Raw genomic sequence first — 18,064 nt, 5'->3', positions numbered from 1 at the left:
CATTTCCACTGAAAACAACCGTCCGATGTCTTTCTATGGAAAAGTAAACTTGATCAAAACCTTTGGTGATAATGGTACCATTCATATTGGTAGAAATTTTGACCTTGATCCTATGGGACCTNTGGAAAAGTAAACTTGATCAAAACCTTTGGTGATAATGGTACCATTCATATTGGTAGAAATTTTGACCTTGATCCTATGGGACCTGCAATTGAAGGTGGCGTTGGCATTAATGCGCAACTGTCTCACAATTTCTCCCTTCATGGTGATGTCAGCTATCAACAAAAGCTTCAAAAAACTGGTATAAGTGGTGCAAGCTTTTCAGGAGGAATACGCTATCAGTTTTAAAACAAAACTGTCAAAACAGCGTATTTCTTTTCTATGCATTAACAAAAAAGGCAGCCACAATATGCTGCCTTTTCGCTTTATAAATACTAATAACACTACACTATCCCTCCTTAAGAGAGCCCTTGCTTTTTCTACTGCCTGTAAAATCAACATCCACGCGCAACGCCCATGTTTAAAACAAAGCTTGAGACGCATCAGTGCTGTATTAGCAGCTCCAGCTTTTGTATGACAGATGGGAGCGAGGATATTGCGTATTTCTGTTTGTGTAATCTCTGAAATAGGCAGACAGCCTAATTTGAGGAGAATATGGAGTTTTAAAGGTGAAAACCAGTTTCCATCTTTACCATCATTTTTAATTCAGCTTTACAACTTTCAAAAGCATCTAAGGCAATGTCTTTTAAGTAATGGAGATTACGCATTGCCTCACGTTTTCGTTTCTCACGTTCTTTAATGGGGGCACACCCCTCACGTAAAACAGCACGCCACCCAGTTGCCAATTCACGAGCTTGTTTTAAAGGGACATCTCTCAAGGCACCCAAGCCCATTTCACGCCGGCGCCCCCCCCCCGTGAAAGATATAACGGTAAAGCCATTGAGTACCACCATCTTTACGTTTGTGAAGGAGCAAGCCGGCACCATCATTATATTTTCCAGCTCGTGGGTGTTGCTAAAGCCCTTGGCTCTTGAGACGATTCATAAGAGACATTTTTGGTCCTTTCTTATACATTTTTTACCCACACGCCAGCCCCGCTTGTGGTGTGCAAGAGAATGGTTTTGCTTGATTTAAGACAAACAGGTTTAAAATGAGAAAATCTTACGTTATTCAGAACTCTAATTCAATGAAAGTAACGATAAATTATCATTATAAATCATTACATTATACCATTTTTATCAAGATAAAAGATAAGGTTATTTTTATCTAGAATATGTCACAAAGTATGCAGCCTTTTCGTACATGAAATCCATTTTTTCCTGAAGTGTTTTCTTTTCCACTTAAATACAATTTTTCTCCTCTTCACATGGGTTGCGCAGCTATTCATCATCGAATTTGCCCATAAAGCTAAAAAAGTGTATTTTTAGATAATATAAAGATAACAGCATTAAGAATAAATCTTAAAAAATAGAAGATTTCTTGCTTTTTCACTTATGGAAGTACAACAACTTTACCGTTCAATTATGCTCCTCTTTGAAGGTAGATATGGTGCTAATATGCGCCATAGAGCTGTCCAAGCAAAGATGATATTAGAAAAATGAAAAAAAGCACACTGGATAAATCATCAATCATAGCTTACAATATAACAGAGCATAATGGTGTTTTCATATGGCTACACTCTTCCCTTGTGATATCTGTACAGCAGATATCTCTAAAACTTCTATAAAAAATACTATTAAAGTTATGCTGTAAAAATGTTAATTGCCTCAACAATTATTTGTCAAAAATTTGCAAAGAATAATCAGAGAACTAACCTTTTGAACCACGAACATAATTTGTGTGCTAAGGATTTGATTTTTACCAACTTTTAACATATTGATGATCTTAAAATTAAATCAGACAGCCTCCCCAGTTAGTCCGGATAGGTAGGTATCTAACAAAAACTATTGTTAGGACCGTAGAAGATTGTACCCCATCCTTGTATGAGAAAGTGAACTTCCTTAAAAAACTTTGATATTGATGATACTAAACAGATTGGTATTCATTTTTACCTTAATCCGATAGATCCTGCCATTAAAGGTGCGTTTAGCACAATACACAGTTATCTCACAATTTAACCTTCTATATTGATGTAAACTATCAGAAAAAATTTTAAAAGACGTATAGCCGAGACAAGTTTTTCTGATAGAATACACTACCAATTTTAATATAAAATTATAAAAAAATAAGCATATTGATCCGTTTACTATTAACAAAAAAACGGAGTGTATTTTTTTGTTATTTACAATCTATTATAGCAATAAAATAAATTCTTTCTTTACGATGTGTTGTCGCTATCTATAAAGATTTATTTACACTTCCATTGCTGGTTCTTCTAAACAAACAGTTTTGAGAAAATTAATGCATGAAAAGAAAATCTAACAACAAGCGCTTTATCTTTCACATACAAAACGCTCAAGAAAGCTAATTATTTCATTTATAAAATGAAATAACTCAATAAAGTTCTTTTTGTATCAATAAAAGATGTTTTAAATGAAATATTCAAAATATTGATTTATAATGATAATTTAGCGTTACTTTCATTGAGTTAGAGTTCTGAATATCGTAAATTTCTCTCATTTAAAATCTGTTCCATGTTGAACTAATCAAAATCATTCACTTACACATTACAAGCGGGACTGGCGTGTGAAGCAAAGTTATATAAGAAAAGCCTAAGAATTCCTCTCATGCACCGCCTCAAGTGCCAAAGGCTATCCACACAACATTGGGAGCTAGCAAAGTATGTAATGGGGTTGCTCTTTTATTAAGCCGTAAAGGTATCGGCTTGCTCCTTCGTAAGCATAAAGATGATGGGACTCTATAGCTTTAGCGTTATAGAATTCATGAAAACCATCGCGAAATGGGCTGTGCGACCTTAGAAAAATGGACTTTGCTACCCTTAAGGAAAAGCTTCTTTAAAGAAAGCCTGTGAATAGCCCCCTCATCACTTCTTCTAGCAGAGAAAATTTTCTGATCGTCTTGGTGAGTACATCAAATAATACATCTCAATGCGATAGAGCTTTTATAGCGATTATCTTTAATAGACAGTTTTTAAATATCATACTTCATAGTGCTTTTAGCATAAGCTTAACCAAGCTAGGTTTTATGAAATCCACTTTTCTCGACTTTTTATGATCATGAACAAATTTTTCTGAAGCAAAACTTCAAATCATAGAGAACACCATAAATATAATTCGTTTTGTTATTTACAATAAAAACGTAATGATATAAAAACTGATCGGGTACTTGCGCCATCAGGGGAATGAAGTAAGCATCAAAGCATACCAAATACTAAAGGCATATCTATGTGTAAGAAATATATTTATAAGAAAAATTTTTTGTTATGTACAATTGCTGGAACTTTCATTTTTTCTCATTTTGCTCCAACTTATGCAAATAGACAACCTCCTGAAATTATTAGTGAGTTTAAGCTGGAGAAAGGAGAAGAAAAAACTCTTAATAATGTTTTTATCCGCAATGGACCGAGCGCAGTGTATGCCAAAGAAAAAGCAATTGCCACAATTACAAACTCAACAATACATTCAGCTTCGTTTGCTTTTGCTGCATCACAAGGTGGACGTATTAATGCTAAAGAAGTGAAAGTCAATGCCTTGGATACTGGTCTATCAATTGAAAACGGTATCATTAACATTGAAGATTCATTCATAGAAACCAAAAGAAAATCCGGTATTGTTTTTCATAGCATAAATTATCTGAAAGATGGTGAAGAAGTTATCAATAAGGCAATTCTTAACAATACAAAACTTCTTGTGAGAAATGGTGTCGGTATTTTAGGACCGTCATCTTCAAAGTCTGTTGCCGAAGTTCAACTTAGAAATTCAGAAATTCGTTCTGATGTATTATTACAAAACAATGTAAAAAAGAAAACAGATTCAGATCCTCATCCTGTGACTTTCGTATTAACTGCCGATAATTCGATTATAGAAGGAAGAGCAAGAACCTTAGCAGTAAATACGACTGTTTTTAATTTAAACAACAATAGCAAATGGTATTTAAATGTAAGTCAATACGACATAAATCGTGATTTTAGTCCATATAATTATGCACTCCATGACATTAAGCAACGAGCGCTATCTACCGTTTCAGTACTGAACTTTAGTAATAGCTCTATTGTGTTTAATGTGCCACATAGGCTGGCAAAGAGTCAATATCAAACCTTGAGTGTAGGACGAACAATTGAGTTCCCTAATCCACGCGAAAACAGGGAATCCGCTATAGAAACCGTTTATAATGCAGTAGGCAATGCAAGGATTTATTTCAATACAGAATGGAGTGATGGTTTAGAAAGAGAACAACAAAAAACGGACCGCCTTCTTATCCATGGAGATGTATCAGGCACCACAACAATTAGTTTCAATAGCCTTTCAAAAGGTGTGTCATCAAAAGAAGAAGCTTCTATTCCCGCGAATATGCGTGGACTGTCGCTCATTCAAGTATCTGGAAAAACAGATGAAAATGCCTTCAAACTAGCAAATGGCTATGTCACAATGGGCGGCTTGCCTTATAAATATGTCTTAAATGCCTATGGACCGACATCACGTCTTGGAAAAGCAGAGAGCACACAAAGCCATTTAGGAGAAGTAAGTCAACAATCACAAGAAAAGGACTCAAAAACCGACACGACCTTCGCTGCATTTGGCGGAATAGCTTTAAGGAGTGAGAATAATATAAAAGTTGAATCAACACCAAATTCTGAGCAAATAGGGAGCATACAAAACCATTTGAGAGAAAATCAGAATTTCTGGGATTTCCGCTTGCAAAGTGCAACGCTCGATGATGAAGGAAAGATCAGAGCTCTCGTTCCTCAAGTGGCAAGCTATTTGTCCATGCCTAACGCACTATTCTCAGCTGGACTGGCTGATGTAAACAATCAAAACACTTTACTGAACACGATACAAGAAACAGGCTTTGAGAAAAAAAATCATAAAAACAAAGGGATCTTCTTCTCGACTTATGGCAATAAAATGACATTATCCTCTCACCGTACGCCATTACAATATGGCTATGGTGCCGATATTCACTATGCTTCTTTACAAGCAGGCTTTACATTAGTAGCTCTAGAAGATCAAAATATGACCACCAATGTGGGGCTTTTCGGGACATATGGGAAATTAGCTTTCACCCCAAAAGACATGGAAGGTGCTGACAAGAGTACACTCAATAAATGGTCAATTGCTGCATATAGTGGACTGCACCATAATAATGGTACATATATCCATGCTCTCTTTTCCTATGGAATGCTCAAGGGAGATATCACCACAGCTCTCATAGGAAAGACTGCAGAATTGAAAAACGCTGATACATTCAGTGCATCGGCGACCATTGGACAAAAGTTCGAAACCAGTACGAAAGGATTGGTCTTTGAACCACAAGCACAAGTTGTTTATCAGCGTCTCATGCTTGGCACACTCTCAGATGTCGATGGGTTTGATGTAGATATGGGAAATCCTTATCAATGGTTAGTGCGTGTTGGTGGGCGCTTAACACAAACGACGATTTCTATTGAAAAAGGCAGTATGCTTTCTTTCTATGGTAAATTAAATATTGTTAAAGCTTTTTCTAACAATGGCACCATACAGATTGGTGAACCATTCCACCTTGATTCTATGGGAGCTGCCCTTGAAGGTGGACTTGGTATAAATGCACAATTATCACAAAATATCGCCCTTCATGCTGATGTTAACTATCAACATAAGCTTCAAAAAACTGGTATATCAGGAGCAAGCTTTTCAGGTGGAATACGCTACCAGTTTTAAGAAAAAGCAAAAAACAATTTATAGTCTATTCATTTTTAATAAAAAAGCAGTACGAATGTGCTGCTTTTTTCAATCTTTCGGAAAGAGGCATCAATGATGGTTCTTTCTATACAGCTTTCTTGAAAGGATTAATTTCATTCAAACCAAATGCAATAAAACTCTTTATCTCTTAATGACTGTTGAAGTCTTTAGAGAGCAGCCTTTTTGATTTATAAAAATCGAATGGATTCAATAAAAATTATTGTATATCGATAAAAAATACAAAATATTTTGATTTTTAGCACTTTAAAACAAAAATACTTATCAAGCTCGATTTTATGAAGTCCATTTTTCCCGACTTTTTATGACCATGAAAAACGCTTTTCTTTAAAAAACTTTAAATCATAGAGAACACCATAAATATAATTCGTTTTGTTATTTACAATAAAAACGTAATGATATAAAAAACTGATCGGGTACTTGCGCCATCAGGGGAATGAAGTAAGCATCAAAGCATACCAAATACTAAAGGCATATCTATGTATAAGAAATATATTTATAAGAAAAATTTTTTGTTATGTACAATTGCTGGAACTTTCATTTTTTCTCATTTTGCTCCAACTTATGCAAATAAACAACCTCTTGAAATTCCTACGGTCCAAGTAGCTAATGGAGAAGAGAAGAGCCTTCATAATGTTTTTGTTCGTGGTAAGTATGATGCCGTGGTTGCTAAGAAAGGTCATATTGCCATTACAAACTCAGTAATGCACTCAGGCTTTACTTTGCTTTCTGCAACATCAGGTGGTCAAATTAATGCCAAAGGAATTGTGGGAGAGGCAAAAGAGCATGGTTTGTCACTCACAAACGGCACAATCCATATTGAAGATTCAACATTAAACGTCATAGGCCACGGCAAAGCCTATGGTATCAACTTTGGTTATATTGCAAGCTCTACAATAAAAGAAGGAGAAGAAGTTGTAAACAAAGCAATCCTTAATAATACAAAACTTCTTGTAAACGACGGTGTAGGTATTTTCGGACCTTATTATTCCAAAGCTGTTGCTAATGCAGTGTACCTTAAAAACTCAGAAATTCGTTCTGATATGTTATTAAAGAATGACGTTTTACCCTTCTTCAAGATTCAACCTACTACTTTTACATTAGACGCTGATAATTCGATTATGGAAGGAAGAGCCAAAACGTTTCCTCAAAATACAACGGTTTTCACCCTAAACAATAACAGCAAGTGGCATTTAAAAATTAGTCTATTTGAATTGGAAGATAGTTTTAGTCTATTTGATTACAAGCTCCTTGATCTTAAGCAACGAGCACAATCAATCGTTTCAGTCCTAAACCTTAATAATAGCTCTATCATATTTAATGCGCCGCATAAACTAGCAGACAATCATTATCAAACCTTGCATGTAGGAAGACATCCACAAAAAGCAGAGCAAAACAGAAGCGCCGATGCAACAACGGTTTACAATGCATTGGGCAACGCAAGGATTTACTTTAATACCGAATGGAGTAATGGTCTTACAAAAGAACAACAAAAAACTGACCGTGTTCTTGTTCATGGTGATGTCTCAGGCACCACAACGATCTATTTCAACAATCTTTCAAAGCATGCAGAACCATTCGATGATGAAGAAGATTCAATTCCTTTGAATGCGCGTGGTCTCTCACTTGTTCAAGTGTCTGGAAAAGCAGAAGAAACCGCCTTCACGCTGGCAAATGGCTACACCACAATGGATGGATTACCCTATAAATACATACTCAATGGCTATGGACCAACATCCAGCCGTGGGAAAGCTGATAGGGCACAAAGTCATTTAAGCGCAATACCACAAGAATCAAAAAAGCAAGATGCGCAAAATACCAATGCATCATCTCTTGGAAAAGAAAACAACGGACAAGCTCCCTTGGAAGAAAATGAGAATTTCTGGGATTTCCGCTTGCAAAGTGCTACTCTCGATGATGAAGGAAAGATCAAAGCTCTTGTTCCTCAAATGGCAAGCTATTTGGTTATGCATAATGCAATATTCTCCTCTGGCTTGGCTGATATAAATAATCAAAATATACTGTTAGATAATATGCACTCAACAGTTTTCGGATTAGAAGGTCATAAACAGAAAGGGATATTTTTATCGACTTATGGCAACAAGATGACGTTATCTTCCAGCCGTAGTCCATTGGAATATGGTTATGGTGCTAATGTTCACTATGCTGCTATACAAGCAGGCATGACATTAGCAACGTTAGAAAATCAAAATATGACCGCGAATCTTGGTCTTTTAGGCACATATGGAAAGCTCGCTTTTGCGCCAAAGGATATGGAAGGTTCTGACAAAAGCATACTGGATAAATGGTCCTTTACGGCCTATGGGAACCTCCACCATGACAGTGGTATCTATGTTAATGCACTTTTCTCTTACGGCATTTTAAACGGACATATTACAACAGCCCTTATCGGCAACACCACAGAATTAAACAATACGGATACATTAAATATATCAGCTACCGTTGGGCAAAAACTAGCAACTGGTGTTGAAGGAGTGTCATTTGAACCACAAGCACAACTTATTTATCAACATATTGCCTTTGGCACTCTTTCAGATATTGATGGCTTCCAAGTTAATATAAAGCCCCCTCATCAATGGTTGGTCCGTATTGGAGGGCGTTTAACAAAAACAATGCTTCCTATTGAAAAAGATCGTGTTCTTTCTTTTTATGGTAAATTGAATGTCATCAAAGCTTTTGGTGAGAAGCGCACTATCGATGTTATGGAATCTTTCCATCTCGATTCTATGGGCTCGTCCCTTGAAGGTGGGCTTGGCATTAACGCGCAGCTTTCTAAAAATATCGCACTTCATGCTGACGTTAATTACCAACATAAACTTCAAAAAGCTGGGTTCTCTGGAATTAATTTTTCCGGTGGAATGCGTTATCGCTTTTAGAAATCTTAGCTCTCTATTTTGACGCGTAAGCAGCGCTGAGATGAAAAACAGTGCTGCTTATATTTTGCTACATTACAAAAAAACGCAATGTGTCAAAAAGTGGTTCATTTTTAGCAAAACAAAGAAAATATCTTAAGGAACATCTCTATGCATAAGAATATTTTGTTATGTACAGCCGCTTGTGCTTTATTTTTTTCTTCTTTTAATTTCACATCTACCAGCACCGACTCTGGTCTAAGCCACCAGGAACGCCATGCTCTTGAAGGGATCATGAAATTACCTGAACAATATCGCCATGCCATTGATTCAATAAACACACCAACACAAGCAGAAAAAAATCTTGAGAAGATAGCCTCTGGCGCCATGATGGAAGATAATTCGCACTTCAACCAAGCACTTGAAAATCATATGGATCGTGTAAGAGATACGATTAACAACTCTTTTGCAGGTGAAAGTCGTTACGGTTCTGATGCACATATGAACGTGGTGAACCACAAAATGGATAATATACGTACCCAAGCCATGGCAAACAAACACCATCTGGATATGCAACATATGATGAAAGCCATAGCATACCTTGAACAATTACGTCAGAACCGATTAAAAACAAGAGAAAATTTATTACGTGGCTACGACAAAGTAGTTTCTGATGCCGTGCAAGCAGAAAAAATTCTTGATGCTGATAATCAACAGCGTTTTAATACCGCGCGCCAACAATGGGTGAGCCAAGACAATCATAATTGGTTTGAACTGCAAAATAAAGCAGAAATATCACATAAAGCAGTACAAATAGATAGTGCTTTACAAGAACACAACAAGGAACTTTCCAATACTTTACGCAAAGCGGTATTAGAAGCTTTGAACAATAATGAAATAACCAACGTGGAGAGAAAAGGAGATATAACCTCTCCTTCATCTGAAGAGAATAGACAACCTCTTATTGTCTCCAGTACAAGACAAAGACGCTCTAGTGATAAATTACCACCCGCTCATGTTGCTGCCCAACACAAGGATAATTCAAAGGACAATTCATTCACAAGAACAGATCATGGAATGAGACAGCCTAAAATAAATGAAAATTCGCAATCTGATATTGATCCCCAAACAAACACCACTTCCTCGGAATCGAAAACGACTCTTCCATCCGAAAAAGCGCATATGAATTTGCTCCCAAAAGTTGGAAATACCGCTACCGCGGCTACAGAGAGCACCTCTAAACTTACAGATGATGATAAAGCAACCGCAACTTCTACTTCTCTTGAAGGGACAGCAAAAAGAACAATTCTTACGCCACAAGAAGAAAGCTCTTTAGTCATGCCTATCGCGATGTTTGCTGTTGGGTTTAGTGATGTCAACAATCAAAATATCTTGTTAGACAATATGCAAATAACAATGTTTGAACCCAAAGATCATCCAGAAAGAAGCGTTTTCTTATCCTCTTATGGCAATAAGAGCACGTTTTCTTCCAAGGTTCAAGCAGAACAAGATGGTGTCCAAGCAGATATTCGCTATGCTGCATTGCAAGCAGGAGCAACATTAATAGCGCTAAAAGATAAAAATATCAGCAGCAACTTTGGCCTTTTCGGAACATACGGAAAATTATCTTTTACTCCTAAAAACAAGGAGAGCTTTCAAAAAAATATGTTTGATAAATGGTCACTCACCGCATATGGAAATATTCAGCATGACAGTGGCATCTATGCAAGTGCATTTCTCTCTTATGGAATTTTCAAAGAAGATAACGCCACAGCTCTCATCAAACATACCTCAAAAGTGAAGAATAGTAAAACATTAGGAGCCGCGGCAACTATTGGTCAAAAACTGTCAACCAGTTTGGAAGGTGTAATCCTAGAACCGCAAGCACAACTTGTATATCAACGTCTCATGCTTGGTTCTTTATCAGATAGGAGTTCTTTCTCAGATGACGATAACTCTAAATCAGATGGCGATAACTCTAAAATAGACATAAGCAAACCTCATCAATGGTTGATCCGTATTGGTGGACGTTTGACACAAAACAAAGGCCATGCCCTTTCCTTCTACGGCAAACTGAACATGATCAACACTTTTAGTGAAAACTTTCCGTTTGCTGCTATGGAATCTTTAATCGAAGGTGGTTTTGGTATTCAGGCGCACTTATCGCAAAATATCGAGCTTCATAGTGATCTCAGCTATCAACATAAACTCAAAAAAGATGGCATCTCTGCAATAAATATTTCCGCTGGAATGCGCTATCACTTTTAAAAATACTTATATTCCTATCTTGAAATATAACGTGCTCTCATTATGTTTCGTTTTGTCTCTTACAAAATAAACATAATGAGGCCAAGGTTTTATCTTCTATTAAGAGAGGGGAAACATTTAGGAATACATCCATATGAAAAAAAGTTTTTTACTATACACAGTTTCTGGAGTTCTGTTTTGTTCTTCCACCAGCTTGTCTAATGCTCTTCATGATACGAATACACAACCTACGATAGCTCTCTCTTCTCTGCAACCCACTCATCAAATAGGTGCATCCAGACCTTCTAATCCCTATTCAAATGCATCATCTTCGTATCCACCTTCAACATCTAGGTCTACAAGAACAACCAGAAGCTCTTCTCCTACAGGGAGTGAATCTACAACGCCTACTTCCACAAGCACTCTACCTCCAAAAACGCAACTTGAAGTAAATACAGAAGATGTACAATCTACCCCTACAGCCACACAAGACACTATTACACAATCTCCAGCGATAAGAACAGCTTCAACGACAGGAATGGAAGCAAAATCTAGAAGACGTTCAGGGGCGCCATCCTCTTCTACAAACTCTTCCAGAAAAAAAACGCCCGAAAATTCTGCTGTATCCTCACAGTCAGAACCTACAAGCACGGAAGCTACAAGACTAACAACAGAGCTATCGCCAACGCCTAAAGAACCAGAACTCGCACAGCCAATATCTTTAAGACTAGAAACTGGACAATCAGCATTACCGGTACCGCCAAAATTCATAAAACCAGCGCCCGTGCAATCTGCCTCAACACAAAAGGTATCTGCAAAATCAGAGCTTGAAAAACCAATATCGCCAACAAAACAACCTGAAAAACCTGCACAAACTGAGGATATAAGCTCTGGAGTTGAGGCTACAAACGGTAAGACCATAACGCTACATAACAAAAAAATTCAAGACAATGGTTTTGCTGTACATGCAGATGGAAATAATTCAAAAGTCAACATGATAGGGGGAACAGTTGATGCACGTTTTGTTGCACTAAGCGTATCAGATGGTGGAGAAATTGATGCTACAGGTATTACTGCAACAGCAGAAACAGCTGGTTTGCTAAACATGAGGGGCACAATCAAACTTAAGGATTCAAGCGTACATGTCACGGGAAATCATGAAGCAGACGGTATTATTTTCCGCAATAATCAATACTATACCCCTGGAAAACAATATACACGCAATGCTGAAAGAAATGCCAACGCCGTTCAAGAACAAGCTATTCCTAATAAAGATAAAGTAACTCTAGAGAATACAAAGCTTTTTGTTGAACATGGTAGCGGTATCAACCTTTATGGAACAGGCGTAGACGGAGAAGTCAACCTTAAAAATTCAGAAGTCCATGCCGATATTTTATTAAAAAATATAAAGAACGAAAGTGCCTCCACAAACACTATTACATTAGTTGCAGACCACTCTTCTTTAGAAGGTCGGGTAAGAACTTCTAAAGATAATAGAACAGTTTTTGATCTAAAAGAGGGTACGAAATGGCTTTTAAAGGCGAATAAAAATGCCACAAATAATGATAATATTTTAAATGACTATAGACAGTTTGATGTTGATGAAAAATCATACTCTAATCTTTCTGAATTGCACCTTACAGACAGTGTCATTATGTTTGACAAGCCAATGGAGGGACATTATCAAACTCTGTTTATAGGACCTAATCTTTCGCAAGAAGACGAAACGACCCACACAGCAGCGGTTTATAGTACAACAGGTATTGCAGAAATTTATGTAAACACTCAATGGAATAAACATTCTCCTATCACGGAGCAACAGACTGATCGCATTGTGATTAATGGTGATGTCTCAGGGAGTACTGTTGTTCACATCAATCTCCAAGAAACAGATAAAAAAATAACCGATAGCTCTGCTGTTTGGGAAGAACGCATGGCGTCACTTCCTTTAGAGACACATGGGATTTCAATCATTCAAGTTTCCGGACAAGCAAATGAAAATTCCTTCACGTTAGCAGGAAACTATATGACAATAGGGAAACAACCTTATAAGTATGTACTTACAGGCTATAAACCTGGAACATCTCATGAGAGCCAAAATCTTTTTGGTAAAAACAGTAATTTCTGGGATTTTCGCTTACAGAATGCCTACATTGATAAGGATAAAAAGGTTCGAGCCCTTTTACCACAGGTAGCAAACTATTTAACCATATCTAATACTTTGTTTTCTGCTGGATTTACTGATGTAAACAATCAAAACACGTTGTTAGACAATATGCGCACAACAGTATTTGGGGCAAAAGACAATAAAAAAAATGGTATCTTTTTCTCTTCCTACGGCGAGAAAGTCACCTTATCTTCCAACCGCGATCCATTACATTATGGCTATGGTGCTGATGTAAACTATACTGCTTTACAAATAGGTGTCATATTAGCCGCCTTGGAAGGTAAAGACATAAGCACACATTTTGGTCTTTTAGGAACATACGGAAAACTTGCCTTTACGCCCAAAGAGATGCAAGATTCTGAAAAGACAACTCTTGATAAATGGTCTCTTGCCGCTTACAGCAGCATCCAACATAGCAATGGTATATATCTAAACACACTTCTTTCTTACGGAACCTTAAAAGGAAATATTACCACGGCTCTTGTTGGGAATGCCGCAAAATTGGATGGCACCGAGATGCTTAATATATCTGCAACCATTGGTCAGAAATTAGCAACCAATACAAAAGGGCTGGTCTTTGAACCACAAGCTCAATTCATTTATCAAAATCTCATGTTTGATATTTTCTCAGATACCAATGGCTTAAAAGTAGACATGGGCAATCCACATCAATGGTTGATCCGTTTTGGTGGACGTTTAACAAAAACGATAATGGCTGTTGAAGAAAACAAGGCTGTTTCCTTCTATGGTAAAATGAATGTTATCAGAACTTTTGGCGATGGTAAAACAATAAAAATTGCTGATACCTTTCATGTTGATCCTACCGGCTCTTCAGTTGAGGGAGGCATGGGGGTGAACGCATATCTTTCTCAAAATATCGTACTAAACGCCGATATCAGCTATCGGCAAAAACTGCAAAAAGCCGGTGTATCTGGCACCAATTTGTCTGGCGGAATACGTTATCGTTTCTAAAGCAGAAGTTAATTTTAACTTAAATAAAAGGGCAGCACAAAGTGCTGCTTTTTTATTTAAATTTATATATTTTTTAAAATTCTCAAAAATCATTATCACATCAAAGAAGATTTTGACTTATAATATTTCTTTTGCATATTGAATAAAAAACTAAATACCTTAGCATTCTCTCATCAAAATACCCCATAAAGTTTTATGTCTTATATCACCACACCTCAAGCGATGATGTTTTTACAGCACAACAGAATAAGCATTCATGCATATTTTTAAAAAAGTCAGCCCCTTCTTCGCTGTGGACGCTCTATTTATTTTAGATGATGTGCATTTAATATACCTGCTATAAAGACTTAGTATCTGGTATAAATTCTTAAAGGCATGTTTTTCCTCTAAAATCTCAATGCTACAGCAACTCCATCATAAGACAAGCATTTGATTTATAAAGACAATTAATTGTTTTGCATGTTAAATGAGAATCCAGAATATCGTAAGATTCTTTCATTTTAGACCTGTTCCATGTTGAATCAACCAAAACCATATCTCTTGCAAGTGACAAGGGGGAAGAGCCATAGGGATAAAAAACTATTAAGAAAGGATTAAAAATGCCTCTAATAAACCATCTCAAGTGCTAAGGGCTGTAGCAACATTGGAAGAAAGCAAAGAATATAACAATATCAAATTGCTCTTTTATTAAGCATAAAGATGGTCGTACCCTATAGATTTTATATTATTTCCATGGGGACTTTTTATTATACCATTCACAAGCGCCGTTGCATCAAAGATGTCGTTGCGCCGCCCCACAAACACCATCACGAAATAGACTTGAGAGCTTAGATATCTCTTTAAAACAAGGCCGTGAATTAGGAATAACAAATCCATTCTATTTTGAGCATTTTGTCGTGCATAAAGGACGTGCCCCCAGTAAAAAACACAATAAAAAAAGCGTGAAACAATACGTAATCTTCATTATTTAACAGATAGTGCTTTAGATACTTTTGAAAGACATAAAGCTAAATTAAAAGACGGCAGGACAGAGGGAAGCTGATTTCTCCCCCTTTATTCTTTCACAATGAGATTGCCGCCCCATTTCAAATATTACGCCAACAAAGATATACGCAATATATCCACTCAAATCTGGATGCTCTCTCCAATCTGACATACAAAAACTAAAAACAGCAGAAAGAAAATATTAAACCGCTTTAATTTTTGTCTCAAACATATAGATTTAAACAACGAACCGCTTCATATCACCACACTTCAAAGGACAATACTCCATGAGGCTTATAGGCAATATTCATCACATACTCTTCATCATTCATGCTTTTTGCTGACTTTGTGGTTATGGCGGAGTGAATGCACCAGATCCCATCCCGAACTCGGCCGTGAAACGCTCCAGCGCTGATGGTACTTTGCCTTAAGGCACGGGAGAGTAAGTCGCCGCTCGGTCTGCTAAATGCATGCAAAAGACTCTAATGTATAAACCTTACATTACCACAGCCCCAAGGAAGCTGTTTTTAAGGCATCACAGGCTGGTCTAAATATCCTCTTGATCGGCCTCTCCCTAAACTAAAAAATGAAGCTCCCTATTAACTTAGTCTGCAAACAATTCTCTGTAAATAATCCGCCTTCTCTGAGTTCTCTTTCAGCCAGTTTCCCAAAGCATGCGGTTCACATCACTACACCTTAAAAGACACTGTTTTAAGAACAGCATTTTACAGTACAACAGGATAATAATTTAAATACCCAAATGCACTTAAAACAAGTCTACTCACTAAACGCACTATTTATCCAAATCAACTGCCCTACCTAATCATTGTCATGACTTAGAACAGCCCGTATTAAGCAGATTTGATCATTCCTCTATTTCTTTTGCACGTCCAGATAGCTGTATAGCTTTAGAAAGATCATTAACTGCATTTAAATGTGTTTGAAGTAATTCACTATTACGCTGTAATTTTTCTTGTAAATCAGACAACAAACTTTCAACCTCATGCTCAATATCTTGATTCATATAGCGCTTCACATCACTCATGGATTTATTAAGATCACGCAAACCACGTATTTTACGCAAATTTATTTCTTCGTAATCTGGAACACCACTGCTCTCTAGCATATTGCTTTCATAATCAACAACTTGAGCTAATCCTTTAACAGCAGCAACAAATTTTGTCATCGCCCAATCACGATCAATAAGATTATTATCAAGAACTTTTGCTTTTGCTGCAAAACTATCATCACCATATTGCACTACAGACATTTTTACTTCCCCTTCAACACTATTGTTCAATCTTACTTTCAAATGAGGGAGATTAAACAGGTTCTCTTCAATGCTGATACACTCAACCAAGCTCGTGGTGCAAACATTGCTCAAACAACAGCACGACAATCCTTCAAAGCGTATACCACTTCAACTTTCAACGCATTCTCTTCAAATATTTTTCTTGCTTTGCTCCAAAACCATCATTGCGGCTATACTAATTCATCAAAACGCTATAAACTCAAACCTTACGATAATATCGAAACTTCCATATTTGTTCTGTCTATTTCGCTTTACCGATTTTATCTTTGCCTATTTTATCACCAGTACGTCTTCAACAGAAAACAACAATGCTCTCACGAAAACTTCGGCCACAAAAACTATCTGCCGACAAAAACCCGCAGCCTATCTTGCAGCATATAAAAACGTAAGCCCATTAAAAATTTCAGCATTTTACCGATAGCAGCATTTTACCCTCCATAACCGTATGGCTCTCTCTGCACCTAAACCTGTATACCTTCTGGCGTCCCATAAGATGGCACCCTACAAGATCAGTTTGCACCCATTCAAAAAGACACCCCCTCTCCCATGCTCTTTCCGCACACATGCAGTATTTCGCATAAAACACAAAAAGAATGCTCTTTTGAACAGATCAGCCATACAGCAATATAAAAAAAGACATCTTAAAATAGCTAAACAGCCATCAATCTTCCTTTTTTAAGTTATCATTCGCTTTTCTTTGCAATGAACGACTATATAAGATTTTTTGAACCTTTTCAAGAGTTTCTTAGCCAATCAGTTCGATACGTCTTCAATCGCATATTCACGCGCTTGTTTTAAAGAAACATCTCTTAAGTGCACCCAAGCCTATTTCGCGCCGCGGCCCATGAATGGTATAATGATAAATCTTCCATGACATGTATAAAATCCATTGAGCACTTTCCATCTTTACGCTTAATAAAAGAAGCAAGCCAGCACCATCACATATTGTTCTAACCCCTTATGTTCTGATACCCTTGGCACTTGAGATGGTTCATAAAAGCGTGGCCTTTCTTGTACAATTTCTCTGCGCATGGGAGCTCCCTGCTTGTAACTGCAAAAGACATTGTTTTGATTAATTCACCACGAAACAAATTTGGAATGAAAAAAATTCCAGTATTCAGGGCTCTAATTCAAGTTGAATAACGATAGATTATCATTATAAATCAAAATATTATCCAATGCATAATGCTTAATGCTCCCCCACATTGATATTTTCAGAATTTCCACAGTATCTTCCTATAGATTATTTCGCTCCATAAAACAGTTTGCTCTTAATATCGCGGCTTTACATGCGCTACTAGTATAAAAACAGAGAAACAATCATTTTATAATCAAGGTACAATTTTTGTTACGAACTTTCTCTCGTTTTTAACCTTTTAAATGCGGCTCTTCTCTTTCATAATCATCACATTTCAAATCTATTCCATGTTGAATAAATTAACATCACTTGCTTGCACATCACAAACAACGCCCTGATGTGTTGATAAAATACGCTGAAAGAAAAATGCCTCTTATGAACCTTAGCAAATGCCAAGAACTATAATAAATATTGGAAGCAAGCGTACGATGATTGTGACTTGCTCTTTCATAAGTATAAAGATGATAGCATTCTACAGATTTTTATATTATTCAAAGTTTATATTATTTCACGAGA

General features: G+C 36.8%; 5 protein-coding genes, 1 rRNA gene and 2 pseudogenes. 6 read left to right on the top strand and 2 right to left on the bottom strand.

Translation table 11 applies throughout. The features are described 5' to 3' along the window. Positions 1–123 precede the first annotated feature (123 nt). Positions 124–348: pseudogene (locus ACFILD_RS02010) on the top strand (autotransporter outer membrane beta-barrel domain-containing protein); the annotation flags it as partial. Between the two features lie 111 nt (positions 349–459). On the opposite strand, the pseudogene ACFILD_RS02005 reads toward ACFILD_RS02010, so the two are convergent. Continuing rightward, positions 460–1,053, bottom strand: a pseudogene (locus tag ACFILD_RS02005) (integrase arm-type DNA-binding domain-containing protein); the annotation flags it as partial. Between the two features lie 2,291 nt (positions 1,054–3,344). On the opposite strand from ACFILD_RS02005, the gene ACFILD_RS02000 reads away from it, so the two are divergent. The 5 genes from ACFILD_RS02000 (at position 3,345) to rrf (ending at position 15,557) form a co-directional block, all read left to right on the top strand. Next, the gene (locus ACFILD_RS02000; protein WP_375664696.1) at positions 3,345–5,816 is read left to right on the top strand and encodes an autotransporter outer membrane beta-barrel domain-containing protein; all 2,472 of its coding nucleotides are present in this window, start codon (positions 3,345–3,347) and stop codon (positions 5,814–5,816) included. A gap of 518 nt (positions 5,817–6,334) precedes the next feature. Continuing rightward, on the top strand, positions 6,335–8,752 hold the full coding sequence (locus ACFILD_RS01995) for an autotransporter outer membrane beta-barrel domain-containing protein (protein WP_375657853.1): 2,418 nt from the start codon (positions 6,335–6,337) through the stop codon (positions 8,750–8,752). Positions 8,753–8,899: 147 nt separating this feature from the next. Further along, the gene (locus ACFILD_RS01990; protein ID WP_375664695.1) at positions 8,900–10,996 is read left to right on the top strand and encodes an autotransporter outer membrane beta-barrel domain-containing protein; all 2,097 of its coding nucleotides are present in this window, start codon (positions 8,900–8,902) and stop codon (positions 10,994–10,996) included. Positions 10,997–11,129: 133 nt separating this feature from the next. Further along, positions 11,130–14,114, top strand: a complete 2,985-nt coding sequence (locus tag ACFILD_RS01985) for an autotransporter outer membrane beta-barrel domain-containing protein (protein ID WP_375664694.1) — start codon at positions 11,130–11,132, stop codon at positions 14,112–14,114. A gap of 1,328 nt (positions 14,115–15,442) precedes the next feature. Beyond that, a 5S ribosomal RNA gene (gene rrf / locus ACFILD_RS01980) occupies positions 15,443–15,557 on the top strand. A 406-nt stretch (positions 15,558–15,963) separates the two neighbouring features. On the opposite strand, the gene ACFILD_RS01975 is transcribed toward rrf, so the two are convergent. Further along, the gene (locus ACFILD_RS01975) at positions 15,964–16,368 is read right to left on the bottom strand and encodes a flagellar protein FlgN (RefSeq protein WP_375607272.1); all 405 of its coding nucleotides are present in this window, start codon (positions 16,366–16,368) and stop codon (positions 15,964–15,966) included. Positions 16,369–18,064: the final 1,696 nt, after the last annotated feature.

This window comes from Bartonella sp. CL162QHHD (assembly GCF_042195435.1).
GTDB lineage: Bacteria > Pseudomonadota > Alphaproteobacteria > Rhizobiales > Rhizobiaceae > Bartonella.
The sequence above is the reverse complement of the archived record's forward strand: the minus strand, read 5'-3'. Positions and strand labels throughout refer to the sequence as shown.

Excerpts from the sequence above, each read along its gene's own strand:
- ACFILD_RS02000 (WP_375664696.1), top strand. The coding sequence starts at position 3,345 with ATGTGTAAGAAATATATTTATAAGAAAAATTTTTTGTTATGTACAATT.
- ACFILD_RS01995 (WP_375657853.1), top strand. The coding sequence starts at position 6,335 with ATGTATAAGAAATATATTTATAAGAAAAATTTTTTGTTATGTACAATT.
- ACFILD_RS01990 (WP_375664695.1), top strand. The coding sequence starts at position 8,900 with ATGCATAAGAATATTTTGTTATGTACAGCCGCTTGTGCTTTATTTTTT.
- ACFILD_RS01985 (WP_375664694.1), top strand. The coding sequence starts at position 11,130 with ATGAAAAAAAGTTTTTTACTATACACAGTTTCTGGAGTTCTGTTTTGT.
- ACFILD_RS01975 (WP_375607272.1), bottom strand. The coding sequence starts at position 16,368 with ATGTCTGTAGTGCAATATGGTGATGATAGTTTTGCAGCAAAAGCAAAA.